Annotated in this window: 33 protein-coding genes; 20 read left to right on the top strand and 13 right to left on the bottom strand. The window is 66.0% G+C overall.

Annotated elements, in window-relative coordinates; all coding sequences use genetic code 11:
- Nucleotides 1-36: 36 nt before the first annotated feature.
- Both AB4Z42_RS14655 and AB4Z42_RS14650 read right to left on the bottom strand, forming a co-directional pair.
- Nucleotides 37-204: a hypothetical protein gene (locus tag AB4Z42_RS14655; protein WP_442009911.1), complete on the bottom strand. Its 168-nt coding sequence runs from the start codon at nt 202-204 to the stop codon at nt 37-39.
- A gap of 16 nt (nt 205-220) precedes the next feature.
- Nucleotides 221-640, bottom strand: coding sequence for an EVE domain-containing protein (locus tag AB4Z42_RS14650; protein WP_442009910.1), 420 nt, complete (start codon nt 638-640; stop codon nt 221-223).
- A gap of 356 nt (nt 641-996) precedes the next feature.
- Here AB4Z42_RS14650 and AB4Z42_RS14645 point away from each other — a divergent pair, with 356 nt between their 5' ends.
- Complete coding sequence (locus tag AB4Z42_RS14645; protein WP_442009909.1) at nt 997-2,133, top strand: 1,4-beta-xylanase; 1,137 nt, start codon at nt 997-999, stop codon at nt 2,131-2,133.
- A gap of 145 nt (nt 2,134-2,278) precedes the next feature.
- Nucleotides 2,279-2,569, top strand: coding sequence for a hypothetical protein (locus AB4Z42_RS14640; RefSeq protein WP_442009908.1), 291 nt, complete (start codon nt 2,279-2,281; stop codon nt 2,567-2,569).
- Nucleotide 2,570: 1 nt separating this feature from the next.
- Here the strand turns inward: AB4Z42_RS14640 and AB4Z42_RS14635 are convergent, their stop codons facing one another.
- The gene (locus AB4Z42_RS14635; RefSeq protein WP_442009907.1) at nt 2,571-3,005 is read right to left on the bottom strand and encodes a pyridoxamine 5'-phosphate oxidase family protein; all 435 of its coding nucleotides are present in this window, start codon (nt 3,003-3,005) and stop codon (nt 2,571-2,573) included.
- A gap of 7 nt (nt 3,006-3,012) precedes the next feature.
- Complete coding sequence (locus AB4Z42_RS14630; RefSeq protein WP_442009906.1) at nt 3,013-3,141, bottom strand: hypothetical protein; 129 nt, start codon at nt 3,139-3,141, stop codon at nt 3,013-3,015.
- Between the two features lie 123 nt (nt 3,142-3,264).
- Between AB4Z42_RS14630 and AB4Z42_RS14625 the strand changes: the two genes are divergently transcribed.
- The 4 genes from AB4Z42_RS14625 (at nt 3,265) to AB4Z42_RS14610 (ending at nt 5,913) form a co-directional block, all read left to right on the top strand.
- Nucleotides 3,265-3,675: a YciI family protein gene (locus tag AB4Z42_RS14625; RefSeq protein WP_442009905.1), complete on the top strand. Its 411-nt coding sequence runs from the start codon at nt 3,265-3,267 to the stop codon at nt 3,673-3,675.
- Entirely contained in the window at nt 3,675-4,853 is a 1,179-nt protein-coding gene (locus AB4Z42_RS14620; RefSeq protein ID WP_442009904.1) for an RNA polymerase sigma factor, read from the top strand. Before AB4Z42_RS14625 ends, AB4Z42_RS14620 begins: the two co-directional genes overlap by 1 nt.
- Nucleotides 4,854-4,939: 86 nt before the next feature.
- Entirely contained in the window at nt 4,940-5,611 is a 672-nt protein-coding gene (locus AB4Z42_RS14615) for a type 1 glutamine amidotransferase domain-containing protein (RefSeq protein WP_442009903.1), read from the top strand.
- A complete protein-coding gene (locus AB4Z42_RS14610) occupies nt 5,608-5,913 on the top strand; it encodes a putative quinol monooxygenase (RefSeq protein WP_442009902.1) in 306 nt (101 codons plus the stop codon). Before AB4Z42_RS14615 ends, AB4Z42_RS14610 begins: the two co-directional genes overlap by 4 nt.
- On the opposite strand, the gene AB4Z42_RS14605 is transcribed toward AB4Z42_RS14610, so the two are convergent.
- The 5 genes from AB4Z42_RS14605 to AB4Z42_RS14585 form a co-directional block, all read right to left on the bottom strand.
- Complete coding sequence (locus AB4Z42_RS14605; RefSeq protein ID WP_442009901.1) at nt 5,910-6,587, bottom strand: class I SAM-dependent methyltransferase; 678 nt, start codon at nt 6,585-6,587, stop codon at nt 5,910-5,912. The two genes, AB4Z42_RS14610 and AB4Z42_RS14605, sit on opposite strands and share 4 nt — an antisense overlap.
- Nucleotides 6,588-6,667: 80 nt before the next feature.
- Nucleotides 6,668-7,705: an alpha/beta fold hydrolase gene (locus tag AB4Z42_RS14600; RefSeq protein WP_442009900.1), complete on the bottom strand. Its 1,038-nt coding sequence runs from the start codon at nt 7,703-7,705 to the stop codon at nt 6,668-6,670.
- A gap of 10 nt (nt 7,706-7,715) precedes the next feature.
- Nucleotides 7,716-8,741 (bottom strand): fused (3R)-hydroxyacyl-ACP dehydratase subunits HadA/HadB, encoded by a 1,026-nt coding sequence (locus tag AB4Z42_RS14595; RefSeq protein ID WP_442009899.1) that lies wholly within the window; start codon nt 8,739-8,741, stop codon nt 7,716-7,718.
- Nucleotides 8,742-8,855: 114 nt separating this feature from the next.
- Nucleotides 8,856-9,470: a TenA family protein gene (locus AB4Z42_RS14590; RefSeq protein WP_442009898.1), complete on the bottom strand. Its 615-nt coding sequence runs from the start codon at nt 9,468-9,470 to the stop codon at nt 8,856-8,858.
- On the bottom strand, nt 9,467-10,024 hold the full coding sequence (locus AB4Z42_RS14585) for a TenA family transcriptional regulator (protein ID WP_442009897.1): 558 nt from the start codon (nt 10,022-10,024) through the stop codon (nt 9,467-9,469). Before AB4Z42_RS14585 ends, AB4Z42_RS14590 begins: the two co-directional genes overlap by 4 nt.
- A 138-nt stretch (nt 10,025-10,162) precedes the next feature.
- On the opposite strand from AB4Z42_RS14585, the gene AB4Z42_RS14580 reads away from it, so the two are divergent.
- A complete protein-coding gene (locus tag AB4Z42_RS14580) occupies nt 10,163-11,293 on the top strand; it encodes a ferredoxin reductase (RefSeq protein ID WP_442009896.1) in 1,131 nt (376 codons plus the stop codon).
- Nucleotides 11,294-11,311: 18 nt separating this feature from the next.
- Nucleotides 11,312-12,550: a fatty acid desaturase family protein gene (locus AB4Z42_RS14575; protein WP_442009895.1), complete on the top strand. Its 1,239-nt coding sequence runs from the start codon at nt 11,312-11,314 to the stop codon at nt 12,548-12,550.
- A gap of 1 nt (nt 12,551) precedes the next feature.
- On the opposite strand, the gene AB4Z42_RS14570 is transcribed toward AB4Z42_RS14575, so the two are convergent.
- Nucleotides 12,552-13,940 (bottom strand): phenylacetate--CoA ligase family protein, encoded by a 1,389-nt coding sequence (locus AB4Z42_RS14570; RefSeq protein WP_442010049.1) that lies wholly within the window; start codon nt 13,938-13,940, stop codon nt 12,552-12,554.
- Nucleotides 13,925-14,698, bottom strand: coding sequence for an enoyl-CoA hydratase/isomerase family protein (locus AB4Z42_RS14565; RefSeq protein WP_442009894.1), 774 nt, complete (start codon nt 14,696-14,698; stop codon nt 13,925-13,927). The genes AB4Z42_RS14570 and AB4Z42_RS14565 overlap by 16 nt, the downstream gene beginning before the upstream one ends.
- Nucleotides 14,699-14,737: 39 nt before the next feature.
- Here AB4Z42_RS14565 and AB4Z42_RS14560 point away from each other — a divergent pair, with 39 nt between their 5' ends.
- The 11 genes from AB4Z42_RS14560 (at nt 14,738) to AB4Z42_RS14510 (ending at nt 24,376) form a co-directional block, all read left to right on the top strand.
- A complete protein-coding gene (locus tag AB4Z42_RS14560; protein ID WP_442009893.1) occupies nt 14,738-16,210 on the top strand; it encodes an amidase in 1,473 nt (490 codons plus the stop codon).
- 65 nt (nt 16,211-16,275) lie between these two features.
- Nucleotides 16,276-16,842, top strand: a complete 567-nt coding sequence (locus tag AB4Z42_RS14555; RefSeq protein WP_442009892.1) for a COG4315 family predicted lipoprotein — start codon at nt 16,276-16,278, stop codon at nt 16,840-16,842.
- A gap of 37 nt (nt 16,843-16,879) precedes the next feature.
- Nucleotides 16,880-18,070, top strand: coding sequence for a metallophosphoesterase (locus tag AB4Z42_RS14550; protein ID WP_442009891.1), 1,191 nt, complete (start codon nt 16,880-16,882; stop codon nt 18,068-18,070).
- Nucleotides 18,071-18,088: 18 nt separating this feature from the next.
- Entirely contained in the window at nt 18,089-18,952 is an 864-nt protein-coding gene (locus AB4Z42_RS14545) for an acyl-CoA thioesterase (protein WP_442009890.1), read from the top strand.
- 8 nt (nt 18,953-18,960) lie between these two features.
- Entirely contained in the window at nt 18,961-19,326 is a 366-nt protein-coding gene (locus AB4Z42_RS14540; RefSeq protein ID WP_442009889.1) for a nuclear transport factor 2 family protein, read from the top strand.
- Nucleotides 19,327-19,391: 65 nt separating this feature from the next.
- Entirely contained in the window at nt 19,392-20,393 is a 1,002-nt protein-coding gene (locus tag AB4Z42_RS14535; RefSeq protein WP_442009888.1) for an AAA family ATPase, read from the top strand.
- A gap of 4 nt (nt 20,394-20,397) precedes the next feature.
- Nucleotides 20,398-21,270 carry a DUF58 domain-containing protein gene (locus tag AB4Z42_RS14530; protein WP_442009887.1) on the top strand — a complete coding sequence of 291 codons (873 nt, stop codon included), beginning with the start codon at nt 20,398-20,400 and terminating at the stop codon, nt 21,268-21,270.
- Complete coding sequence (locus AB4Z42_RS14525; RefSeq protein ID WP_442009886.1) at nt 21,260-21,733, top strand: hypothetical protein; 474 nt, start codon at nt 21,260-21,262, stop codon at nt 21,731-21,733. The genes AB4Z42_RS14530 and AB4Z42_RS14525 overlap by 11 nt, the downstream gene beginning before the upstream one ends.
- Nucleotides 21,724-22,689: a hypothetical protein gene (locus AB4Z42_RS14520; RefSeq protein ID WP_442009885.1), complete on the top strand. Its 966-nt coding sequence runs from the start codon at nt 21,724-21,726 to the stop codon at nt 22,687-22,689. The genes AB4Z42_RS14525 and AB4Z42_RS14520 overlap by 10 nt, the downstream gene beginning before the upstream one ends.
- Nucleotides 22,686-23,660, top strand: a complete 975-nt coding sequence (locus AB4Z42_RS14515) for a VWA domain-containing protein (protein WP_442009884.1) — start codon at nt 22,686-22,688, stop codon at nt 23,658-23,660. Before AB4Z42_RS14520 ends, AB4Z42_RS14515 begins: the two co-directional genes overlap by 4 nt.
- Nucleotides 23,661-23,665: 5 nt before the next feature.
- Nucleotides 23,666-24,376: a hypothetical protein gene (locus AB4Z42_RS14510; RefSeq protein ID WP_442010048.1), complete on the top strand. Its 711-nt coding sequence runs from the start codon at nt 23,666-23,668 to the stop codon at nt 24,374-24,376.
- A gap of 72 nt (nt 24,377-24,448) precedes the next feature.
- On the opposite strand, the gene AB4Z42_RS14505 is transcribed toward AB4Z42_RS14510, so the two are convergent.
- Nucleotides 24,449-24,724 (bottom strand): hypothetical protein, encoded by a 276-nt coding sequence (locus tag AB4Z42_RS14505; RefSeq protein WP_442009883.1) that lies wholly within the window; start codon nt 24,722-24,724, stop codon nt 24,449-24,451.
- A 139-nt stretch (nt 24,725-24,863) separates the two neighbouring features.
- On the opposite strand from AB4Z42_RS14505, the gene AB4Z42_RS14500 reads away from it, so the two are divergent.
- The gene (locus AB4Z42_RS14500; protein ID WP_442009882.1) at nt 24,864-25,703 is read left to right on the top strand and encodes an SDR family oxidoreductase; all 840 of its coding nucleotides are present in this window, start codon (nt 24,864-24,866) and stop codon (nt 25,701-25,703) included.
- A 12-nt stretch (nt 25,704-25,715) separates the two neighbouring features.
- Here AB4Z42_RS14500 and AB4Z42_RS14495 read toward each other — a convergent pair whose 3' ends face one another.
- Nucleotides 25,716-26,546, bottom strand: a complete 831-nt coding sequence (locus AB4Z42_RS14495; protein ID WP_442009881.1) for an LLM class F420-dependent oxidoreductase — start codon at nt 26,544-26,546, stop codon at nt 25,716-25,718.
- Between the last annotated feature and the right edge of the window lie 78 nt (nt 26,547-26,624).

The raw sequence follows: 26,624 nt of genomic DNA, 5'->3' as shown, positions 1-26,624 counted from the left end.
GTACCCACTAAGCGTGATCCCCGTCTCGAACACTTTTCAGGAACTCACGGCGTCCTTTGGTCGTGACTTCGCGACGAGCAACCGTGTGAACGCGTTGGGCTCTAACCCGCGGGTCCGCCCAGCGGTGTCTCGCGAGATGCACACCGCCGGTGATGACCATGGCGCACAGGCGACTTCGGCGGGCGCCGCGTCGGTGTTGCTCACCAGACCAGGGTAGGCCTCACCCCGTGCCGGTCATCGCGGAACGGAGCACCGCGAGATCGTGATCGTCGATCTTGAACACGCCGAAGCGGAACTTATAGCCCCACCGGCTCGTGTCCTCGATGAAGTCCAGCTTCTCGAGCAGCGGCCGGATGGGCGTCTCGGCACAGTCCAGGAAGTCGACATTGCGGCGCCACGGCTGGAAATCGGGCGTCACCTCGGTTTGGTAGGGCTCGTCGTCGGCGATCTGCCCGATCGCGGTGAAGGCCTGCAGCGGCTCACCGTCGGGGTAGTCGGTCTTCGGCGAATAGAAGATGATCCAGTCGCCCCGTGCCATCTTGTGCAACATTTGCGGCTTGCCGTGGTTGGCCTGCGTGAAGCGTCCCCGCACCCCGCGCTCGACGTGGCCACGGCTGACCGTGTTTATCCAGTTCGTCATGACTTGCACGCTAAATGTGGACCCCGACAAAATCGGCAGACCAGCGGCGAGGCTGGGGATAACTTTTCACGGCTCGGTAGATATGGCGAAAACTGAGTTAAGCTGGAGGGTAGCGGCGGATTCAGAGTTGGTTGCATTCGTGGTCCACCGCTAGATGGCCGTTGGTGCAACTGTGGTGTTAAGCAGTCAGCGTCAGACTGGCCGCCGTCGACCTGACTGTGTGTAGAGACGCGGCAACCGCTCCGGCATCCCGAAATCGATCGGTTCTCCGACCTTCGATAACGATTCGAAACCTGTTGTGTTGCAACATGAGACCCTGGGTTTAGCGGCTCGACAGCAAACATTATCGTCACAAGGTGCATCGGAGAACCGCCCTCAAGCTCCCGTTGTACCTGGCAGCGGCAGCGGCACTGAGCAAAGTTCCCGCCGCCCGCGCTGAGGCGACCAGATGGTCGGCTGATCGCGCGCATGCCTGGTACGACGCGCAGGGCTGGCTGCTCGGTGCGAACTACGTCACCTCGACCGCCGTGAACCAGCTGGAGATGTTTCAGGCGGGTACCTACGACGCGCGTCGCATCGCCGGCGAGCTGAGCGTTGCCCGACGGATCGGAATGAACACCATGCGGGTGTTCCTGCACGATCAGTTGTGGGCGACCGACCGGGCGGGCTTCAGCAGTCGGCTGTCCGAGTTCGTCGCCATCGCGGCGAGCCACCAGATCAAACCGCTCTTCGTCCTGTTCGACTCGTGCTGGGATCCGATGCCGAGAGCGGGCCGTCAACGCCCGCCCATCAAGGGCGTGCACAACTCCGGCTGGGTACAGAGTCCTGGCGCCCATCGTCTGCAGGATCCGGGGTACACCCGCGTACTGCAGAGCTATGTCACCGGAGTGGTGGGCCAGTTCGCCAACGATCCGCGCGTCCTCGGTTGGGATGTGTGGAATGAGCCGGACAATCCGGCGCGCGATTACAGCAACGTCGAAAGCGCAGACAAGCTGCAGCTCGTCGAGGCGTTCCTCCCACACGTCTTCAGTTGGGTGCGCGCCGTCAATCCGGTTCAGCCGTTGACCAGCGGTGTGTGGCAGGGCCACTGGAAGGACCCCGGAAGCCGTAGTGCGATTGCCAGCCTGCAGCTGGAGCTCTCGGATGTGATCAGTTTTCACAGTTACGGCGATCCCTCCGAGTTCGACGCGCGCATCGACGAGCTCACTCCGCTGGGGCGGCCGATCATCTGCACCGAGTATCTGGCCCGGAGTTTGGGCAGCACCGTGGAAGGCATCCTCCCGGTCGCCAAGAGGCGCAATGTCGGCGCCTACAACTGGGGGTTCGTTGCGGGGCGGACGCAGACGTACCTGCCGTGGGACTCCTGGCAGCAGCCCTACGCCACGCTCCCGGACGAGTGGTTCAGCGATCTCATCCATCCCGACGGGCGTGCCCACAACGACGACGAGATTCGGTTCATCCAGAAGCTGACGGGAGTCGGCCGCCCCGCCTGAGATTAGCCAGGCCGCCGGCCAAGTGTCCGTGCTGAAATTTGACCCAACCGTCAAATAGCAAGTCCCCGTTGGGATCCTCACGGAATCGCCGATTCTCTCGCGTACCGGCGACGCGGCTGCGACTATTTGCCCTATGAATTCAAGAATGACAACGATGGCGGCCGCAGCAGCATTTGTCGGAACCGCGGCGATCGGTGCGATTGTGGGGGCGAACCCGGCAACCGCGCCGGCGCCTTCGATACAGGCCGATCCGGGCTGCGACGCATTCGGGTGGCGGCATCCGCTCTGCGGTGGCGGGGCGTGGGACCAATCGGCGAGCAGCGAATGGGGTCCGTCGGCGAGCACCGAGGCAGGCTTGGATGCGGCTCAGGAGCCGTCGATGGTGCCCAATATCGACGGCTCGATGAGCACCCCGGGGTCGCCCGGAGCGATCTAGCTCAAGCCATCGCGTAGCGGCTGACCTTCGTCGGGTGGATGACGAACCGCACCCAGTTCTCGGTCAGCATGCCGGCGAGGTCGTCGGCCCGGATTGGGTCGTCGAGATCCCAGTAACGAGCGGCGAGGCGCTTGCAAAGGTCGTGGGCCCCGTCGGGTACGACCGCGGCGTCACCGGCGACCGAGACCCAACGCTCGCGTTCTCCCACCGGAGCTGCGACGACGATCGACGCGCGGGGGTCGCTGCGCAACCGCCGCACCTTCAATGCGTCTGGGGCCGTGAACAATTGAATCGTTCCCTCAGGCGTCACCTCGAACCACACGGGCCGCGGCTGCGGCGGAATCGGTCCCGCGGCCACTGACAGGAATCCGTACAGCGGTCGCCGGAGAAATTCGAGATCCTGTGCGGTCAGGGTGTCGGCATCGGCCTTCGTCACGCCGGGATCACTCTTCGGAGGGCTTCTCGACTGCGTCGTCCGGCAGCGGAAGGGCCTCGGCGCCAGGTGTGGCGGGAGCCAGGACTTCTTCGTCCTCGGCAGGCTCGGATGTGGCGTCTTCATCGGGTGCAGTCATGTCGGGTCCGTACCCCGACTCGTGTTCTTGTAATCGGATCGGCAGTGGATGTCGAGAACGACGTGACGGCTCCGTCCCAGGGATGAGCGACCAACTAGGGTCGCCACACTGGAGGGAGAAATCATGGCCAAGTACCTGTTCCTCAAGCACTACCGGGGTGCGCCGGCGTCGGTCAACGACGTGCCGATGGACAAGTGGACGCCCGCCGAGATCGAGGCGCACATTCAGTACATGCAGGACTTCGCCGACCGGCTGCGCGACAGCGGTGAGTACGTCGACAGCCAGGCGTTGATGCCCGAGGGCGCTTGGGTTCGCTACGACGGTGAGGGTAAGCCGCCGGTCACCGACGGCCCGTTCGCCGAGACGAAGGACTTGATCGCGGGCTACATGATCATCGACGTCGACTCCTATGAACGCGCCGTCGAACTGGCCGGTGAGTTATCCGCGGCTCCCGGCGCGGATGGCAAGCCGATTCACGAATGGCTCGAGGTGCGTCCGTTCATGGGTGGCGCCCACCTTCCTGCTACCGAGTGATGTCGGCCGATGCGGTCGACGAGGCCGCGCTGCGGGATCTGATTCCCGCTGTGCTGATGGTCCTCGTCCACCGCGGGGCGGACTTCGCGACTGCCGAGGACGCCGTCCAGGAGGCCCTGATCCGGGCTTGGGAGACATGGGTAACCGGGTCCGGTCAAGCCCCCGACGATCCCAAAGGGTGGCTCATCACCGCCGCGTGGCGGCGGTTCGTCGACCTCGCGCGATCAGAGGCAGCGCGGCACCAGCGCGAACAACGGGCGTCCGACGAGCCAACGTCGGGACCGACGGAATCGGCGGACGACACACTGCAGCTCTACTTCCTTTGTGCACACCCGAGCCTCACGCCGTCGTCGGCCGTCGCACTGACGCTGCGGGCCGTCGGCGGTCTCACCACCCGCCAGATCGCGCAGGCTTATCTCGTGCCGGAAGCGACGATGGCGCAACGGATCAGCAGGGCCAAGCGCACCGTGAACGATGTCGGCCTCGACAGTCCCGGCGACCTTCGCACCGTGCTGAAGGTGCTGTACCTCGTGTTCAACGAGGGCTACGGCGGCGACGTCGACCTCGCCGCCGAAGCCATCCGGCTGGCCCGGCAGTTGGCCGCGATGACGGACGATCCCGAAGTGGCGGGCCTGCTCGCGTTGTTCCTGCTGCACCACGCACGACGCCCATCGCGCACCCGCGTCGATGGCAGTTTGGTTCCGCTGGCCGAGCAGGACCGCGGCCTGTGGCGACGCGACCTGATTGAAGAAGGCGTGATGGTTCTGCAGACCGCACTGGCCCGCGGCCGGCTCGGTGAGTATCAGGCCCAAGCCGCAATCGCCGCGCTGCACGCCGACGCCCAGAGCGCCGACGAGACCGACTGGGTGCAGATCGTCGAGTGGTACGACGAGCTCGTCGCGATCACCGAAAGCCCCGTCGCGCGGCTGAACCGCGCGGTCGCCGTCGGCGAGGCCGACGGGGCGCAGGCGGGGCTCACCGCCCTCGCCGGTCTCGATCCGGCGCTGCCGCGATACACCGCATCGGCGGCCTACCTCCACGAGCGGGCCGGCGAGCTCACCACGGCGGCAGACCTTTATGTGCGGGCCGCCGCGCAGGCGCAATCGGTCGCCGAGCGCAACCACCTCACACTGAAAGCCGCCACCCTGCACCAACACCTCTCCGGAAAAGGGGGCTGAGCCAATCGCCGCACGAATCGGCGCGCGCGAGATGCCCATTCGCGCCGTACATTCGAGACGCCATCACTCGAGTCGAGGAGCGCGCCGTGACAGTCCCCTATGTCCTCTTCGTCGCCACCAATGCCGCCGTGATCGGGCCGAACAATCGGGCGACGGGCTTCTTCTTCCCTGAGATCGCCCACCCGTTCGGGGTGCTCGACCGGGCGGGCATCGCCGTCGAGTTCGCATCGCCGTTGGGTGGCAAACCACCCGAAGACGGGTTCGACGCCGACGACGAAGGTGAGTCCAGCTTTCTGAAGAGCAAGGCCTATCGGCGCCTGTCTCGCAGTCGCAAGCTGTCCGAGGTCGACGTGCTGGACTACGACGCGGTTTTCTTTCCCGGGGGACTCGGGCCGATGGTCGACATCACCGGTAACCCCGAGGTCCAGGAGACCGTCATCCGCGCCTGGAACGAGGGACTGATCGTCTCCGCCGTCTGCCATGGCCCTTCGGCGTTTCTCGGTGTCACGCTGGACGACGGTGCGCCGCTGGTGCGTGGCCGTAAACTCACCGCCTTCTCGGACGCGGAGGAGAACGGATACGCCGAGAAGGACGTGCCCTTCGACTTGGAGGCCGCGCTGCGGGAGGAAGGCGCACTCTTCGAAGCGGCCGAACCGTGGCATCCCAAGGCCGTCGTCGACGGTCGCCTGATCACGGGCCAGAACCCCCAATCGGGGACTCTGGTCGGGGAGGCGCTGGCCGAGGCGCTCGGCCGATGAGCGCCTCCGACCCGGTGACCGTCGTCGCGCATTGGCAGACCACCGCCGAGAACCTCGACACGGTGCTGAGTCACCTCGCGGCACTTCGCCCGCAGTCCCTGGCTGAACCGGGATGTCTTGGATACGAAACACTTCAGAGTGCCGACGACGCCAACACCCTCGTGCTCATCGAGCGCTACCGCGACAAAGCCGCACTCGATTCGCACTTGGATTCGCCGCACTATCAGGACCTGGTGGTGAATCGCGTCCGCCCGTTGCTTGTGGACAGGCGGGTGGAGTTCCTGCGACCGGTGGGGCGCTAACCCAACACCGTCGCGCGGCCCACGGCGAGAGGGCGGACGATCGTCGGCATGCCGTGCCACACCTCGGCTTCGGCATCGACAGTGAAGCCGCAGGCGCGCATCAGGTCCACGGTCGAGCGGTTGCACTCACATCCGCCGGCGAAGCCTCGCCACGCGACGAGCATCTTGTCCTGAATTGCCGCGACCCATCGCGAACTCGCGCGGACGTGTTCGATGAACAGCAGTTGCCCACCGGGACGCAGCACGCGGGCGATTTCGCGCAGTGAGCGTTCGGGATCGTCGACGGTGCACAGCACGAGGGTCGACACGACGGTGTCGACAGACGCATCGGCCACCGGCAGGCGTTGCGCAGGCGCGTCGTAGATCTGCGCGGCGAGCCCATTGCGCTGCAGGCGGCGTTCCAGTTTGTGCCGCATCGCCGGCTCGGGTTCAGTGAGGACGAGTTCGTCGACCGCGTCCGTATACAGCGCGATGTTGAGCCCGGTGCCGGAACCGATCTCGACGACACGGCCGTATGCCTTGGCGAGCAATCTGCGTCGCCTGCGCCGCATTCCGACGATCTCGCCGAGCCACAGGAACGGGTCGTACAAGAGCGCGAAGATCCGTAACCACATCGCATACGAGGACGATGCTGTCAGTTCGGCGGGAGCTTGATCCCGGGCGATATCGGTCATGCAGTGAAACTAGGACCGCACCGCCGGTGGCCGCATCGCGCAGACCGGCCATCTTGCGACGATGGCCCGTTCCGGCCAGCTCACAGCAGCCCGAGACGGGCCGCCTCGGCGACAGCGGCAGTGCGGGAAGCGCTGCCGAGCTTATGGCGGATGTTCGCGACGTGGCGGTGCACGGTGTGCGGGCTGAGCGAGAGTTGTTCTGCTATCTCGCGATCGCCGAGACCGCGCGCAACGCATGCGAGGATCTCGCGCTCGCGATCGGAAAGCGGAACCGGACCGGCGTCGTCTGCTTCTGCCGTCGACAGCTCCTGCGATACCAGTGCCTGGCGGCACGCGCGCGCGACGGAGTCGACGTCGCCATGCCACGGGAAGTGCGAACTCCCTTGTAGCGGAACGAATGTCGCACCTGGAATCGCAGCGGCAACCTCGCGTCCGAGCGCGTATGGCACGGCGCTGTCGTCGCGGCGGTGCACGACTGTCGTCGGCACGCGGACGATCCCAAGATATTCGCGGATGTCGAGGCGATAGACGAGGCGCAGCACATCGGCGGCGACCTCCGCGGTGGCCGACTCACGCTGCAACCGTCCGAAGCGTTCCTGTTCCGCGGCGTCGGCGCCGCCGAGAAAGATGTCGCTGAGCAGCCGCGCGCCGAGCCCCCAGTGGGCGTGCACCGCCGCCACGATCGCGTCCGCCACTCCGGGAGGCGTGAGCACGTCACCGTGGGAATAGGCGCCGTAGAGCACCAGCTGTTCGACGCGCTCCGGGTACTGCGCGGCGAACGCGACGGCGGTGCAGCTCCCCGACGAACCGCCGATGAGTGACACTCGGTCCAGGCCGAGTTCGTCGAGCAGCGCACCCAGCGTCGCCACCTCGCCGTCGAGCGTCAGATCGGCGTCCTGCACCGTGCGATCCGACATGCCGACGCCGAGCCGGTCGTAACGGATCAGGGTATGGCCGTGCGCGACGACATCCCAGAACCGGCGCACACCCGGGTTCTGCCAGTCGAGTTCGAGGTGGCTCACCCACCACGCCGGAGCGACGAGCGGCGGACCGTCGCCCCTCACCTCGTACGCCAGTCGCCTGGCGCCGAGGGGGAGGAAACGAATCTCCGCCGCCATGGGGTAGCTCCTAGCGGAAGCGGACGTTCATGGTCGCCATGCCGAAGATCTTCTGGCCACTGGATTTCGCGGCGACGATGACGACACCGCTGCGGGTCTCTGCGTCCAGCGATTTGATTCGGCCACTGAACTCGATGTCAGCGCCCTCGGCGGCCGACACGATGGCGGGTGCGGACAGCCGCACCGTGTAGCGGGAAACCGCACCGGGGTCGCCCGACCAATCGGAGTGGAATCCGGCGCCCAGCCCCATGGTGAGCATTCCGTGGGCGATCACGTCGGGCAGGCCGGCCAACTTGGCGAGGTTCTCGTCCCAGTGAATCGGGTTGGCGTCACCGGCCACGCCGGCGTAGTTCACCAGATCGCCGCGCGACAGCCGGGTGTGGTGCACCGGTAGCTGGTCGCCGACGTTCACGTCGTTGAAGGACGGCGTCCCGGGCGTGCGGGTGGTACCGCCCTGCGCGATTCGAACCTCGCCCTCGGGGCGCACCGTCTTCTCGTAAGCGGCTTGACCGACGTCGAGGATGTTGACGTCGTGCATCATCGCCTTCTGCACAGCAACCTTGACCCCTTCATCGATGTCCTCGGACGTCAGACCGACGACAGTGGTGTGCAGGGTGTGCACCCGCTCCCCGGCCGTATCGGTGAAGGTGTTGGTGACGGTGATGAAATCTCTGCCGCCGGTCCTGCGCACCGACGCCAGTTCGACATCGACGAGCAGTTCGTCGCCGGCGACGATCGGGCGGTGCTGCTCGAAGACCTCCTCGGTCTGCAGGTACGTGTCATAACCGACGACGATCTGCTCGAACATGCGGCGATTGCAGGCCATGCCGGGGGTCGACGTGAACGTCACCGGCGCGATGACGTCCGAATAGCCCAGCTTCTGGGCGGCGGCGACGTCCCAGTGGGCGGGGTGGTAGTCCTGCACTGCGCGGGCGTATTCGCGGATCTTCTCGCGGCCGACCAGATAGGTGCCGTCCATCTGGTAGTAGTGGCCGACCCGCGCTTCAGCTGTTGACGCTTCTGTTGTTGCAGTCATCAAGTGCTCAACTTTTCTGCCGGCTTGTTGACTGGGGCCGACCAAAGGACAGTAACGCGCCAGCCCCCCAGCCCCACATCGCGGACGCCGAGGTGAGCGGCATGCGGCCTGGTGTCAACCCGAAAGTGCCGAGTCGAAGAACTGCACTTCGAGGTGCATCGCCCGCCGGTAGGCCCGCCTGATGGGCGGACTGTCCGTCCCGTGTCGGTCGAGCAGGCCTTCGAGTGTGGATGCCAAATCGTCGAAGCCGGGGTCGGCGTAGGTCTGCACCCATTCCGCGTAGGGTCCCGCCGCCCCCGTGTCCAACGATGCCCCGAGCCACGCGTACAGGCGCATGCACGGAGTCATCGCCGCGAGCACCACGTCCAGGCCGGACGTCGCGGCAGTGGCGAGGAGGAAGTCGGTGTAGGCCAGCGTTGCGGGCGACGGTTCGACGCCCGCCATGTCGATTCCCGAGCGCGCGGCATAGGAGTTGTGCAAACCCAACTCGTTCCCGACCCCGGCGATCAACTCGGCCAGTGCGACCAGCGTCGGTGTGTCGGAGCTGCGAACCAGCGCCAGCGCGTAGGCGCGTGCGAAGGATTCGAGGAAGAACGCGTCCTGCGCTACGTATCCCGCGAAGATCTCACGATCGAGTGAGCCGTCACCGAGTCCCCGGATGAACGGATGCGCCAGCGCTTCGGCGGCCAGGTCGGCATTGGCGGACCACAGTCGGGCGGACAGGCTCATGCCAGCGCCATATCCCAGAACGCGACCTCATGTGTCAGCACCTCGGCGATCAGGTCGCCATGCCCATCGGGGCTCGCCTGTGCACCGAGTCCGTCGACATAGGCCGCGAACCCCGGTGCTGTCCAGTGCTCGACGAACTCGCCGAACGGCGATGTAGTCGAGATCGCCGACGACCACGCGTCCAGGTAGACCTTCTCGATGACCCAGAGCGCCGTCACAGCCGCATCGGCCGGCATGCCGTCGAGCCGCTGCAACAGCTCGCGGTAGGCGATCGTCGCCCCCAGCGCCGGCTGGGCCGGCCCGATGCCACGCCGGGCGGCCTGGACCTCGAACCAGTCCAGCTCCTCGACCAGTGCGACGCATCCGCCGGCGAGTACCCCCTGAGCCGGGCGTGGGGCGCGCGCGAGCAGCCGCGCCTGGAACGTCAGCAGGTCGGCGACGAACAGCGCGTCCCGGCACAACCACCGGTCGAAGGCGTCGTCAGCGATCGTGCCGTCACGCACCGCATCGAGAAACGGATGCCGGGCCGCGGCGGTCCATAGGGCATCGACCACACCCGAAACACTAGTCACATCAACAAACCTCGAACGCGGCGGATCGTGACAGCGATGTGTGAACGTGCCGGCCTCCGGGTAGCCGGTGTACATGTGTTCACTGAATAAAACGTTTCCACTCACAGGAGGCCGTGACGAATGCCTCTAATAGGACGCGGGGTTGCGCGATGGGCGATCAAACCGGCGAAGAACGTCGAAACAGCGGTCACCCCGAAGGTCAATGTGCTGCGCGGTCTCGCCGCCCGCGCCACCACCCCGTTGCTACCGGACGACTACCTCAAGTTGCTGAATCCGCTGTGGACAGCTCGCGAGCTTCGAGGCGAGATCGTCGACGTGCGCAGAGAAACCGAGGACTCCGCAACCGTGACGATCAAGCCGGGGTGGGGGTTTTCCGGCGAGTACCAACCGGGGCAGTACGTGGGTATCGGCTTGCGCGTTGACGGGCGGTGGCACTGGCGCTCGTACTCGTTGACATCCGTTCCGCTGCGGGATTCCAAGCACATCACGATCACGGTGAAGGCCACCCCGGAGGGATTTCTGTCCTCGCACCTGGTCAACGGCGTCGAACCCGGCACGATCGTCCGGCTGGCGACACCCAAGGGTGACTTCGCACTCCCCGACCCCCCGCCGGACAAGGTCCTCTTCATCAGTGCAGGCAGCGGCATCACGCCGGTGATCGCGATGTTGCGAACCCTGACGGCGCGTGGCCAGTCACCGGACATCGTGCACGTGCACTCCGCACCCACGACGGGTGACGTGATCTTCCACGACGAGCTACGCGCGCTGGAGGACGACCATCCGAGCTACCGACTGCATCTACAGCTGACCGAATCCGACGGCCACCTCGACCTCGCGGATCTCGGTGGTGTGGTCCCTGACTGGGCGGATCGGCCGACCTGGGCCTGCGGGCCGACCCAGATGCTGGACGACGTCGAGAAGGTCTGGAACGAGGCCGACCGCGGTGAGCACCTCCACATCGAGCGATTCACGATCGCGCGGACCGACAAGGGGGGCGAGGGTGGCACCGTCACATTCGCTATCTCGGACAAGAGTCTCGAGATCGACGGCGCCACATCACTTCTGGAGGCCGGCGAAAAGGTGGGCATTCAAATGCCCTTCGGCTGCCGGATGGGCATCTGTCAAACCTGTGTCCTGCCTTTGGAATCCGGATATGTCCGCGATTTCCGCTCCGGCGATGAGCATGGCGCCGGCGACCGAATCAACACGTGCGTCTCCACCGCGTCCGGCGACTGCACGCTCAAGATCTAAAGACAGGGAGAGAGACGCATGGCTATCACTGACATCAAGGAATACGCCCACCTCACCCCCAATGACGTCGAGGCCCTCGCCGACGAACTCGACGCCATCCGGGCAGACATCGAGGACTCCAGGGGTGAGCGCGACGCCCGGTACATTCGGCGCGCTATCCAGCTGCAACGTGGCCTGGCGGCCGGCGGACGTGCCGCGCTGTTCGCAAGTCACAACAGGGTTGCCCGCACCGCCGGGATCGCGATGCTGGGGGCCGCGAAGATCATCGAGAACATGGAACTGGGGCACAACATCATCCACGGACAGTGGGACTGGATGAACGACCCCGAGATTCATTCAACCGAGTGGGAGTGGGACACCACCTCACCGAGTGTCCATTGGAAGAAGTCGCACAACTTCATCCACCACAAATACACGAACGTCGTCGGGTTGGATGACGACATCGGCTACGGGATCATGCGCCTCACTCGCGATCAACGGTGGGAGCGGTGGATGATCGGCAACCCGGTCTACAACCTGCTGCTGGGCACCCTGTTCGAGTGGGGCGTGGCCGCCCACGGGTTGGAAACCACGAAATATCGCAAGGGTGAGAAGTCGATCGCCGAGGTGCGAAAGGACCTGAAGGTGATCGGCAAGAAGGTCGGCAAGCAGGTCGGCAAGGACTACGTGGTCTTTCCCGCGTTGGCGGGCCGCAATTGGAAGTCGACGCTCAAGGCCAACGCAATTGCCAATCTGATCCGAAACTACTGGTCCTACATGGTCATCTTCTGCGGCCACTTCCCCGACGGCGCAGAGAAGTTCACTCAAGAGGAGTTCGACAACGAGACCCCAGGGGAGTGGTATCTGCGCCAGATGCTGGCGTCGGCGAACTTCCACGCCGGCCCCGTCATGGCGTTCATGAGCGGGAATCTCTGCTACCAGATCGAGCACCATCTGTTCCCCGACCTTCCGAGTAACCGGTACGCCGAGATCTCCGAACGGGTGCGGGCCCTCTGCGAGAAATACGACCTGCCCTACACCACGGGATCGCTTCCCCGCCAATACTTTCAGTCGTTCTGGACGATTCTGAAACTGGCGCTTCCCGACAAGTTGCTGAAGGCATCATCGGACAACGCACCCGAGACGAACTCCGAAGTCAAGTTCCGGATCCGCAAAGGGATGCGCGAGAGCTTCGGCGTGGACCCGGCCACCGGAAGGCGCCGTGGTCTGCGTACCGCGGTACGTGAGCTCGAGACCGGCGCGATGGCCACGGGCTAGCTCACTGCGGCGGGAGCGGTACGAACCTCTTGAGCTTGCCGCTGGCCTGGTTGCGGCCAAGGGTTTCGACAGCTTGTAGCCGAATCGACGGGTGAGCAATGCCGTAGCGCTGCATCGCCGAGACCAACGTAGGGGTCAGAGACTGCACATCGGCGGTGGCGACGACCAGCACGTCCGCGCCGCCCTCGGTCTGCACCACCTGGTATTCGACGATGCGTGGATCGGTGCCGAGTACATGCCGAAAAGCGCTGGCGGGCACCGAGTGCGATCCGTAGGCGAAGTCGTCGTCGCGACGGCCGCTGATGTCGACGACGCGAGCGAACGCGCTGCCGCACGGACACGGTTCGGACAGCATCGTGATCTCGTCGCCGAGGTCGTATCGCACGAAGGGGAACGTACGGTTCGACAGACCGGTGGCCAGTGTGCGTACCGCCGGTTCGTCGGGCGCCACGGGTGCGCCGGCGGCGTCGACGCGTTCGAGGATCACTTCGTCTTCGCAGATGTGCAGACCGGCGCCCTTACCGCAGCCCACGGCCTGTACGCCGATTTCGGTTGAGCCCCAAAGGTTGTACAGGCCGGGGTTCCAGGCGTTGACGATCGCGTCGCGATCCTCGGGCAACAGCGGCTCTGAATTCGTGCTCACCCGGGACGGGCGGATTTGCAGATCGCCCGCTAGCGAAGCGCGTGCAAGCCGGCCGATGACGCTGGCGTAGCCCACGAGGTGGGTGGGAGCGTATTCGTCGACTGCGGCGAGAACCTCGTCGAACGGGGCGCCGGCCTCGATGACGACGGTCTGCATACCGGCGACGGTGGGTACATCGAAAAGCGGTGTGCTGGCGTGCGGTGGCACACCTGCGGTCAGTACCGCGAGTCGCGGATGCGGCACCGATGGACCGCGACGTTCGTCATGCGCCTGCATGCGCCATGCGAGACACGCGGTGGTGATGAAGAACTGCCAATCCCAGACATACACTCCGCGCACGCCGCTGGATCCACCGGAACTGAACACCTGATCGTCGTGACGTGTGTAGGAGAACCAGGTCTGGTCGTTCAGAATCCGTTCTGCAGCTTCACGATCGAGATCGGGTGTCGTCACGATCGCATCCCATTCGCTCTGCGCTTCGGCTTTCGTCAGCATCGGGATCGACGCCAGACCGGCCGTCGTCGCGTTCTCGACGTCGAGACCGCGCAGCCGGTCGGCGTAGAACGGCGAACGTTCGCGGGCGTATGCGAGCAGTGCGCGCAAGCCGTGATCGCGGTGGAGCCGAATCTGTTCTGCCGACCAGCCCAGGCGGCCGACTTGATCGTCGAGCGTCGCCTGCACGGCATAGAGGTGGGCGGCGCGGAGCCGTTCGTATTCGCGCCGACCCATCGTCAGCGCCCCCTCCATTGGGGCTTCCGCTTCTCCTGCCACGCTCGGATTCCCTCGCCCACATCCTCTGTCGCCGAGACGACTTTGCGCATCGTCTCGCCGAAGCGGACGGACTCGATCCATCCCATGTTCGCGGTGCGCCACGCGACTTCCTTGGTCGCGCGTTGCGCCAGCGGAGCCGCCTTCGTCAGCGTCTGCGCCCATGACCGCGCCTGCGCTTGCAGATCATCGGGTTCGACGAGCTTCCACACCAAGCCGACTTCCTTGGCGCGCTGCGCCGTCATCGGGGCCCCGGTCAGCAGCAGTTCCATGGCGTCGGCCCAGCGCAGCCGCTCGGGCAGCCGGATCGCGCCGACGATCGTGGGTGTCCCGAGCGACACCTCCGGGAACGCGAAGCTGGCTTCCGTCGAGGCGATGACGAAGTCGCAGAACAGGATTCCGGTCACGCCGTATCCGATGCACGGCCCGTGCACGGCCGCGATCGTCGGCTTGAACAGCTCCATCCCGCTCTCGAACGAGTTGATGGTCGGCTTCTCCCAGAACGTGCCACCGAAGGTGCCCACCGAGCCCTCGCCGTCTTTGAGGTCTCCGCCGGCGCAGAACACGCTGCCGTTGGCGGTCAGGATCCCGACCCACGCGTCCTCGTCGTCACGGAACCGCTCCCAGGCCGCGTTCAGTTCCTGGCGCAGCGCGCCGTTGATGGCGTTGCGCGCTTCGGGGCGGTTGAGCGTGATCGTGGCGACGTGATCGTCGCGCTCGTAGGTGACGAGGCTCATGGCTGCACGATAGCCACGTCGAGCACATACGGTCAGGCAATGAACTTCGACGAGTACCGGACGTACGACGCCACCGGGCTGGCCAAACTGGTCGCGGACAAGGAGGTCTCCGCGGATGAACTGCTGACCCTGGCGCGGCAGCGCGCGGCCGTGGTGAATCCGCGAATCAACGCGATCGTGCGCGATATCCCAGCGGCGCCACCGGCCGAACTCAGCGGCCCCTTCGCAGGCGTCCCGTTCCTGATCAAGGATCTGGGTCAGGACTACGCAGGCCTGCCGACGTCGGCGGGATCACGCGCGCTGGCCTCGCTACCCGCGGCCGCGCACGCCACCATCGTCCAACGATGGATCGATGCGGGCCTGGTCATCTTCGGAAAGACCAATACACCCGAGTTCGGGGCGAAGGGCATCACCGAGCCCGTCCTGTGGGGGCCCGCACGCAACCCGTGGGACCTCTCCCGCACACCGGGCGGCTCGTCGGGCGGGTCCGCGTCCGCGGTCGCGGCGGGAATCGTGCCGTGTGCCGGTGCGAACGACGGTGGTGGATCGATACGCATCCCCGCGGCGACCTGCGGGCTGGTCGGCCTCAAACCCGGCCGCGGGCTGACGCCGATGGGGCCGGCGTCGGGCGAGGGTATGCACGGGGCCGGTGTACAGGGCGTTGTGTCGAGAACCGTGCGCGATACGGCCGCGATGCTCGACGTCATCAGCGGTGGCGAACCGTTCGGGCCATACGTGCCCGGCCTTCCGGATGCGCCGTTCGCAGCGTGCGTCGGAGCCGACCCGGGCACGCTGCGGATCGGCGTGCGGGTGCCGTCGGCGATCACACCGTCGCCGCATCCCGAGGCCGTTGCGGCCGTCGAGGCGGCCGTCGCGGCGCTCACGGAGCTCGGCCATCACGTCGAGGAACTGCCAGAGGCGCCGTTCGACGATGCCGCGCTCGCCCGTGAGTTCCTGCTCTGCTGGTTCGTCTACACCGCGTGGCAGGTCGCCGAGACCAAGCGGTTGACGGGCGCGGGCAACGAGTCCTTCGAGCGCGACACCCTTGTCCTCGCGGCGCTCGGCCGCGCGACGAACGCCGTCGACTATGTCGATGCCGTCCAGCGGCGCCATGAGCACACCCGCCGCTTGACCACGTTCTTCGAGTCCTACGACCTCCTGTTGACGCCCACACTGGCGACTCCACCACCGAAGATCGGCGAATTCGATCTGCCGGTCCCGCTACAGATCGGCGCTGACGTCTTGATCAAGACCCGCACGGCCCGTGCGCTGCGCTACACCAAGATCGTCGACGACATGGTGGACAAGAACCTCGGCTGGGTGCCCTACACGCAGCTGGCCAATCTCACCGGGCGACCCGCGATCACGCTGCCGCTGCACTGGACCGCCGCCGGGCTGCCGTTGGGAGTCCAGTTCGTCGCCCCGCTTGCAGGTGAGTCGCTGCTGCTGAAGCTGGCGGCCCAACTCGAGCAGGCACTCCCGTGGGTCGATCGCGTCGCGCCCGTGAGGTGACAGAGTTCACGCGGTTGCCGACGGAGACGGGTTTGATCGGCGCTGCAGGTGGAAATGAAATCGCTATGCAATCGCCCAGCAGGTGCCGGTTCGGGGCGTGCGCCTCGATCCTTGCGGTCGGCGTCGCTTTGACCGGATGTTCGGCCTTCGCAAACAAGGCTGCCACTGAATCCAGCACCGAGGCCACCAAGCCCTCGGTGACGGCGCCCCGAACCGAAGCGACCGCCACGCCCACCCCGATCCCCTCGACCAACGAGATTCCGCCCATCGGAGACGTCTCGTTGGCCACCGACGACCGCGGCGACCTGGGCGAAATAATCGTCGACGGGTCGGGCCGCACCGTGTACGTGTTCACGACGGATCCGCTGAACGACCCCACCTGCTACGACATCTGTGCCGACACGTGGCTGCCGCTGCTGGCCAAGGGCAACCCCGCGGGCGGAGTAGGCATCGATACGGCTGCGGGAGGGATCACTCCGCGTCGCGACGGCGGCAATCAGGTGACCTATAAGGGACACCCGCTGTACCGGTACGCCGGCGACAAGACCGACAAGGACTTCGGCGGGCAGGGGCTGGACCTCTTCGGCGGCGAGTGGCATGTGCTGACCAAAGACGGGCAGCCGCTCGCGTAGCCGGGCTCCTCGGATCGCATAGGTAACGTCGAATGCGATGACAGACACCCCGGCAGAGGTAGTGGAATCCGTCGACCCCCCTCGGCGGTCGCGGCGGCACTGGCGACGCATGGCCGTCGTGTTCGTCATTCTGCTGGTGCTGTTCGGAGTGCCGTGGTGGACGCTGCTGTTCGCGGGTGCGGCATGGCCGTCGGCCGTCGTCATCGTCGGCACCCTGCTCTTCGTCTGTGTCGCCGCCGCACTGCCGTTGCTGATGATGCTGGGCCACGGGCGCAGACACCTCGACTGGGCCGCGGCCGCAGGAGACGCACTTCTCGGCGCGGCCTGGGTGCTTTTCGTGTGGTCCGTGGTGGGCCAGGTGCTGGGGCTGGCGCTACTCGTTGCGGGGGTCGACGACCCCGTGCGGTCGCGCGTGGTCGCCGCAGCCGTCGTGGCCCTGGCCGCGGCGCTTCTTGCGTGGGGGCACTTCGAAGCGATGCGGGTGCCCCGCGTCAGGGCCTTCGATGTGACGCTCGCCCGGCTCGGACCCGCCCTGGACGGACTACGCGTCGCCATCATCACCGATACGCATTACGGGCCGATCAACCGCGCGCGGTGGTCGGCCGGCGTGGTGGCCCGGGTCAACGAACTCGACGCCGACGTCGTATGCCATGTCGGCGATATCGCCGACGGGACGGTCGACGTACGCCGCGAGCAGGCCAGCCCGCTGGCATCGGTGCGGGCCGGGTCGGTGCGTGCGTACGTCACGGGAAACCACGAGTACTTCAGCGAGGCCCAGGGCTGGCTGGACTACATGGAGGCCATCGGCTGGGACGCGCTGCACAATCGGCACGTCGTCGTCGAGCGTGGGGGTGACAAGCTCGTCGTCGCCGGGATCGACGACGCCACCGCCGCGTCGTCGGGCGCACGCGGGCACGGGGCGAATCTGGAGGCCGCGCTGGAGGGAGCCGACCGCACACTGCCGGTGCTGCTGCTTGCGCATCAGCCGAAACAGGTCGCGCATGCGGTGCGCGCCGGTGTTGATCTACAGATCTCCGGTCACACCCACGGTGGCCAGATCTGGCCGTTCAATTTTCTTGTCCGACTGGATCAGCCGGTGGTGCAGGGCCTCAGCCGACACGGTGATGCGACGCAGCTCTACACGAGTCGCGGCACCGGCTTCTGGGGACCGCCGTTTCGGGTGTTCGCGCCCAGCGAGATCACCCTGCTGACGCTTCGTCGCGGGTGAGACCGGCATGATGCCCACGTGACATATCGCTCGCCGACCCTCGCCGAGATTATCGCCACCCTTCAAGTCGAACGCGTCGACGAACACCAGTTCCACGCGACCCAACTCGACAATCCGGCGCACCACATCGTCGGCGGACACATCGCCGGCCAGGCGCTCATGGCGGCCAGCCTGACCGCGCCCGGCCGCACACCCCACAGCGTGCACGTGTACTACGTCCGGGCCGGCGACGCCCGCGAGCCCGTCGACATTCACGTCGATGTCGCGCGCGACGGCGGCACACTGTCGACCCGCCAGATCACGGCGCGCCAGAACGGCCAGATACTGCTCGAGGCGCTCGCGTCGTTCAGCGCGCCGATCGAATCGCTCGATTACTACCAGCCGATGCCCGATGTCGCCGGCCCGGAAACGCTCCCGCCGATCCAGGAACAGTTGGCGGACTACGCCGACGAGCTCGACGGCCATTGGGTTCGCCCGCAACCGTTCGATCTGCGCTACGTCGACGCGCCACCGCGTCTGGCCGTCGACCTGCCCGAGCCGACTGCGCGAATGCGAATGTGGTGGCGGCCCAACGGTTCCGTTGGCGCCGACGAGGTACTGCACAGCTGCCTGCTGACCTATCTGTCGGGCACGACGATGGTCGAGGTGGCACTCGCCCGGCGGCGACAGACACCTATGGGTTCCTTCAACGCACTGATCGACCATGCGCTGTGGTTCCACCGGCCCGTCGACCTGTCGGATTGGGTGTTGTCGGACCAGGTGTCGCCCAGTGGCACCGGGGGGCGAGGACTGACAACGTCGACGATGTACAACCGGGCAGGCCAAGTGGTCTGCATCGCAACGCAGGAGCTGTACTTCGGCCGCGGCCGCACAACTGGATGAGGAGAACAGTGTCTGATCTGATCGAGAACTTGATGCGGGCGAACCTGCTCGACGTCTTCAACGAACGCGACAACGCCAAGCGGCGTGCCGCGATCGAGCGCACCTACGCACCGGACGTCCGGTGGACCGATGCCGAGGGCGTGTCCACTGGCCATGATGCGCTCGAAGCGAAATGCATTGCGCTACAACAGCAACTGGGGAGTCTGCAATTCGTCGCAGCCGACGCTGTGCACCAGCTGCCGAACTTCGGTTATCTAGCCTGGCATCTCGCCGGTGCCGACGGGCAGCCCGTCACGTCCGGTTTTGATGTCGTGCTGATCAAGGACGGCGTGATCACCGAGCTCTACACGGTGCTGTTGCCGCCGCAGCAGTGAGTCCTTAGGAGTGGGATACCTGCGGCCGGGTACCCAAGCGTGACGCTTCTACGAGGAAGGCTCATATGACCGCACCACATCCGCGGCTTGACCAGCAGGATCTGGCCGAAGCCGAGCGCGTGGTGGCCGCGGTCTCCTCGGCCTTCTCGGCCAAAGTGGTCGGCCAGGATCAGCTACGCGAATCGCTGCTGGTCACCCTCCTCGCCGGCGGGCATCTGTTGATCGAGAGTGTTCCCGGGCTGGCGAAGACCACGGCCGCGCGCGTCGTCGCCGAGTCGATCCGGGGCGTGTTCCGCCGCATTCAGTGCACGCCTGACCTGTTGCCCAGCGACATCATCGGCACCCAGATCTATGAGGCCGCCTCCAACTCCTTCGCCACTCAGCTGGGGCCGGTACACGCCAACATCGTGCTGCTCGACGAAATCAACCGATCCAGCGCGAAGACCCAGAGTGCGATGCTCGAGGCGATGGAGGAACGCCAGACCACCATCGCCGGCGTGGAATACCCGATCCCCGAACCCTTCTTGGTCATCGCCACCCAGAACCCGGTCGAACAGGAGGGCACCTATCCGCTGTCGGAGGCCCAAACCGACCGCTTCATGCTCAAGGACCTCGTTCAGTACCCCACCGTCGACGACGAGGTCGAGGTCATCATGCGGATGGATGCCGGTCTCTACGAGAAGAACAACCGAACGCCGCCGGCGGTCGGGCTCGACGAGATCCGGCGTGTGCAGAATCTTGTCCAGACCGTGCACATGGACCGCCATCTGATCGAGTACGCGAGTCGATTGGTCAATGTGACGCGGGCACCGGAACGGCATCTGCCCGCGAACATCGCCCGCTTGATCGAATACGGCGCAAGTCCGCGAGCGACGATCGCGTTCTGCCGGACAGCGCGCGGGCTGGCGGTCATCCGCGGTCGAAACCACGTGGTGCCTGATGACATCGCCCGCCTCGCGCACCGCGTCTTGCGGCATCGGCTGATCCTCGGCTTCGAGGCAGCCAGTCTGCAGATCACGCCCGACGTGGTGATCGACGCGGTGCTTGACGCGGTGCGGGTGCCGTGAGGTCATGGGCAAGCATCTCGACAGCGCCAAGCAGTTTTTCGGCCGCGACACGACCGGGCTGCTTGACGGTGGCCGGTACGCGCTGGTGCACACCCGCAGCCTCGAGTTCGACGACCTGCGTCCGTACGTGCCAGGCGACGATGTCCGCGATATCGACTGGAAGGCCACTGCACGGTCAGGGCACGTCCTGATCAAACGCTTCACCTCGGAGAAGCACCACAAGATCCTCCTGATCGCCGATGCCGGCCGGAACACCATCGCGCAGGCGCCATCGGGTGAGCGCAAGCGCGACGTCGCATCGAACATCATGGGTGCGATCGGCCTGGTCACATTGCGCCGGTCCGACGAGATCGGCATGGTGTTCGGCGACGTGCGCGGCTGCGTCGACATCCGGCTGCGGCGGGGTGAGACGCATATCGAGAGTATGTTGCACCGGTTTCATCACCACACGACGACCGCGCCCGCGCCCAGCAGAGTGGTGACCCAACTGAATTGGGTGGCAAGGCATTACCGGCGCCCGTTGCTGATCTTCGTGGTATCCGACGAGCCAGAGGTCGACGAGGGGCTCAGCGAGGTGCTGACCCGGCTGACCGGCAAGCACGACGTGATGTGGGCGATGGTTGCAGACATGGCCGCAGTCGGAACCGTTGATGACGAAGACGACGGCTATGACGTCGCCGGAGGCCGTGTCGTGATGGGTGGCGCGAAGCTCGGCACGCGGGTGGTCGAGGCGTACCGCCGGGCTGAATTCGAACGGCGGGAACACCTTTCGACCTTCCTGACCACGCAGGGCGTGCCGCATGCGAGGTTCACCGGCAGCAGGCGCATCCGGGCGGGGCTGACTGCGATGACCGGAACGTACGCCCGTGTCCGATGAGCTGATTAGCTTCGTCAGTGGCCCCACCCCGTACTCGTCGTGGTGGCTGTGGCTCGCGGGCCTGCTGTCGATACTCCTGATCGCCTGGTATGCAGCGGTGTTCGTGTTCACGATGACCGGGCGAGGGATCCGGGGTCTGCCTGTCATCGGAGCCGCCCGCAGCGAGCTCGTCAAACGGCGGTCCGCCCGAACGGTGCGCGCCATAGGTGAGAGGTACCGCTCCGGAGAGCTGGCCGCAGGACCCGCTGCTGCGGCAGTCAGCCATGAGTTGCGGGTATTTCTGCACGCAGCCACCGGCGCTCGTGCCGAATACATGCAACTGGATGCCATCGCCGCGGGCGAGCTGGCGTCGGCCGCACCGGTGTTGACGGCACTGACCGACGCGCAGTTCAACGCCGACTCGATCGTCGACGTCGGGGCCGCCGCCGACTCCGCCGAGGAGCTGATCCACACGTGGAGCTGACATGGTGGATCGTGGCGATAGCGGGCTGTCTCGGTCTGGCGATATGTATCGGCGCGGCGCTGCTGCAGCCGAGGACGACCCAGCAGCGTCGAGTGCGTCTGCTGGCCAATGTCGAGCGGCTGACCAGGCTGCCCGAGTATCGCCGCGCCGCCCGGCTGCGCACGTTGTCGACCATGATCGCGATCGCCTTGTTGACCGTGACCTTCGGCGCTTCGGTGATCGCCGCCGCTCGCCCGACCGGTTTACCCACGACCGCAAGGCAATCCGAGGGCATCGAGCCTGAGGACATCATGCTGTGCATGGGCGGCCAACCCAGCGATCCGACCGTCCGTGCGACGCTGCGGTACTTCGCCGAGCAGGTGACCGGCTTCACCACCCAGCGCATCGGGATGACCTCCGCCAATCGGCGGATAGTTCCCCTGACGCGTGACTATCAATATGCCGCAGCCCGATTCAATGCGTATGCGGGCGGGTTGGGCAATGCCGCTGCATGGGCACCCGCGCTGGACTACGTCAACTACGCCGCCGGCGTCGAAGACGTCATGGCATTGTGCTTGACGGGATTTCCGTCCTTCGATCAGAAAGCGGCGCAGCGCCGTTCGCTCATCTACGTGGGCCCCGGATCCATTCGAGCCCCCGGTGACACCCGGCCGGCCCTGTTCACCCCCGGTGCGGTCTTCGACCTGGCGGAGGAGGCCGGTGTGCAGGTCAACCTACTGTTCACCGAAACGGACAACGGAGCACTGGACGCATTGGCCCGCGCGAGCGGAGGTCACGCGTTCCCGGTGAACTCCAATACGGCGGCCGACCTCTTCGAGATCAGGGACAACCCGCCACCACAGACAGCTTCTATAGAGACCGCGGTCAGAGCCGTCGAAACACCCGATTTACCACTGGCATTGGCTCTGGTGGCGCTGGCCGGTCTGGCGCTGTGGCCACTGGTGGTCCGGCGATGACGCTGCATCCGGTGTTGCCGCCGCTACTCCTTGCCGCGGCGGCCGTGCTCGTCGGGGCGCAGGTTCTCGCGCTGCGTCGCTGGCGAATGTCTGGACGCAGCCGGGCCGCGCTATGGCGCTGGCTCCTCGTGACGTGCGCGGCGCTGTTGCTCGTCGTCGCAGCCGCACGCGTGGTGATCACCGGCGACGATGAGTCCGCGCCGCGCAGCGCGGGCGACACCGAGCCGAACGTGTTCCTGGTCGTCGACCGCTCACCGGATATGGCGGTGAACGACATCGACGGCCGTACCCGGATGGAGGCGGCCCGCGACGACCTCCAGGCGCTGATCGACCGATATCCGCGCGCACGGTTTGCCGTCATCGGATTCGCGTCGGCCCCATCGCTGGAGTGGCCGCTGTCTGCGGATACCTGGAGCCTGCGACCGGTTCTGGACACCATCACCCCCTACGCCTACAGCCCTGACGCCGTTACGCAGACCAATGCCGGTGCCGCGAGCACGGTGCTGCGCTACCAGTTGATCAGTGCGGTACAGCAGTATCCGCGGGCCACCACGCTGGTCTTCTACCTCGGCGCGGGCGCGCCTGAGTCACGGCTGCCTGCAAGGGAATTCGTTCCGCCGGAGGGGTCGGTCGACGGTGGCGCGGTGCTCGGCTACGGCTCGGCGGTGGGAGGCCCGATTCCGGGCACCGACATCGAACGGTCTCCGGTCGAGGACACCACGCTGCGGGCGGTCGCCGATCAGTTGGGCGTGCCGTTCATCGCCCGGCCCGGCGGCGCACTTCCCACCGCAGAGCTGCCGGACGACGGCGGGGACAACGGACGCGGTACGGATGTTGCCTCGGCCCGCGGGCAGACCGAAACGTACTGGTTGCCGGCGCTGGGCGCGGCCGTGCTCATCCTGATTGAGCTCTACCTAGTGCTGCGCGACTTCCGGCGCAGCAGGTATGTGAGCGCGGAGATGGTGTCGTGAGCATCATGACGTGGTGGCGGAGCGGTCCCGCGCGGCTGCGGCTGCGCCGTCGCTTGCTGGTGTTCTCCGCGCCCGTCGCATTGGTGCTCATCGTGGTGATCGTCAAGTCGCTGTCGGTCGTCATCGCAGGAGATTCCGCCGTGTCGGCGTATGCCGAACGGGACAACGATGCTTTACGCCGGGCTGTCGACACGCTCACCGTGCTCAATGTGATCCAACCGGACAAAGCCGGTTTCGCCGCAGGAAGCCTCGCAGTGCTCGACAACCGTCTCGACGCCGCGGATCGCAGATTCAGCGAAAGCCTGGCACGCAGGGAATCCTGCGCGACACGCGTCAATCTCGAGCTCGTCCGGGAGACGTTGGGCGACCGCGCGGCGGCAGTGTTTGATGGGCCAACCGCGGTCGGCCATTACCTCGGAGCGCGCACTGTCGTCGAACAAGCCGGGCAGGGCTGCTTTGCGGGGAACACCGATCAGGACCCGCAGCGGCAGGTGCTTCGCAACGACGCGCTTGCTCGCCTCAACCAGAAGATCGCAGCCGCACAGGTTGCGCCTCCGCCGCCCCCGCCAGTGCCCGAGGCACCCGCCGCGCCACCACCGCCGGCGCAGGCCGGTGGCACATCGACGGATACGAATCTGCTAATTCTCGAACCCGGTACACCTATGGAGCGCTTGCAGCAGATACTTCGCGACGCCGCGGCGCGAGACGGCAGGTAGAAAGCGTTACCCGCGCGGCCGCCTCGTCGTGTCGACCCGTGGAACCCCCGGGGTTACAGCGCGAGACGTGGCTTAGCCGCCGCCGGTGTTGATGTTCGACGACAGCGTGAGCATCTGGCCGTTCTTGCACACGCCCCAGCGGCCGCCCCAGCCCGACGTCCACACCACGGGCTCTCCAAGCCAGAACTCGACCGTCTTCGGCGGTGCATTGGGGGGAGGCACTTCGCCCTGGGGAAGGGAACACGGTGGCGGCTGGGCGATGGCGACCTGTGTCCCCAGGCCGAGCGTTGCTGCAGCGAGACCGCCGGTGACCGCGAACGCGGCGAAAATGGTCTTGATCGAAGGCATCGGCATCACTCCAAGCGTCGGGACCCATCCGGCTACTTAGTCGGAATAACCACCCTACGTGATGGCGAAACGCAAGGACGACTCTGATACACCGGACCCACGAAATGTAACGTCGGCCCTCGCCGTATACCGTCCAGATATGAATCGAGTGGCGGTAATCACCGGCGGTGCCGGCGGCATGGGTCTGGCCACGGCGAAGGTCGTCGGGCAGGACCGCACGCTCGTCCTATGCGACGTCAGGCAGGACCGCCTCGATTCCGCCGCCGCGGCACTGAAGGACCTCGGAGTCGCGGCCACCGCGGTGAATTGCGACGTCACCGATCGGGAGGCGGTCTCCCGACTGTTCGAAACCGCATCTGGCCTCGGCACGCTCGCATCGGTGATCCACACGGCGGGGGTCAGCCCCAGCATGGGTGACGCCGACTACGTGATGAGGACCAATGCGCTGGGCACGCTCAACGTCAACGAGGTCTTCTTTGCCGCCGCCGCCGAGGGCTCGGCGATCGTCAACGTGGCATCGATGGCGGCCCACATCATGCCGGAGGAGCTGATCCCGACCGCGCAGTTCCCGACGGCACTGACCGACGAAGGCGCTTTCATGACGGCGATGCTGGCGGCCTGCGACATCGCCGGTGACGAGGCGCGATCCGGTATCGCCTACGCCGTGAGCAAGAGCTTCGTCCGGTGGTATTCCACCTCGCAGTGCGAGAGGTTCAACGGTCGAGGACTGCGGATCGTGTCGGTCTCGCCCGGGTCGATCGACACCGAGATGGGCAGGCTCGAGGAGCAGGCCGGCGCCGGTGCCATGGTCACCGACGCCGCGGTCCCGCGGTGGGGCAAGCCCGAAGAGATGGGTGATCTGCTCGCGTTCTGCGCCAGCGACAAGGCCGGCTATCTGACGGGCACCGACATCCTCAACGACGGCGGAGTGGTCGCCTCGATGAAGGAACGTGCCAGAACCGCAGCCCAGAATGCTTGAGCCGCAAGAGATTTAGCCGCGGTACTCGCTGACGTGCGCGGCGTACTCGTCGAGTATGCGCAGCGATTCGTCGAGCGGTTTGGTGGGCAGCAACAGAGCCACCTGCCCGAACCCCAGGTCTTCGACGGCGCGCCAGTAGTCGGGATCGTCGGGTGTGCCGAACTGAGCCAGCGGGACGTCATGGCCCGCGCCGTCGCGGAGCTGACCGATGCGTTTGGCCAGATGGTCCACGGGAAGCGGGTTGGAGATCCACCCCGCCTCATGCCGGATCACCCGTTTGACGGTGGCATTGGAATCGCCGCCGATGTAGATGGGCGGATGCGGTTTCCGGACCGGCTTCGGACGTAGGTAGGACGAATCGAAGTCGACGTACTTGCCGTGGTACTCGGCGGGCTCGGTGGTCCACAGTGTGCGAATCGCCTCGATGCGCTCGTCGAGCAGCGCACCGCGTGTCTTCGGGTCCGTGCCGTGGTGGCGCAACTCTTCGATGTTCCAGCCGGCGCCCACACCGAACACGAACCGGCCTCCGGAGATCAGGTCGATGCTCGCGGCTTCCTTCGCGGTGATGATCGGATCGCGCTGAATGAGCAGGGCGATTCCGGTGAACAATTCGATTCTGGAGGTCACGGCCGCGGCGGCGGCGAGGGTGACGAACGGGTCCAGCGTTCGGTAGTAGATCGACGGCAGCTCGCCGCCCATCGGGTATGCCGACTCGCGACTTGTCGGTATGTGCGTGTGTTCGGCGATGACGAGCGAGTCGAAACCACGCTCCTCGATCGCCCGTGCCAGCGATACGGGGTCGATGCCGTCGTCGGTCACGAATGTGGAGATCCCGAACTTCATGAGCCGCTCCCTATCGATTGGATACGTAGTGCTTAAGCCAGCGTCGGCGAGAAGTATTCCCCCGTCGAACACCGGGCA

This window comes from Mycobacterium sp. 2YAF39 (assembly GCF_052114565.1).
GTDB lineage: Bacteria > Actinomycetota > Actinomycetes > Mycobacteriales > Mycobacteriaceae > Mycobacterium.
This window is presented reverse-complemented; position numbering and strand designations above follow the sequence as displayed.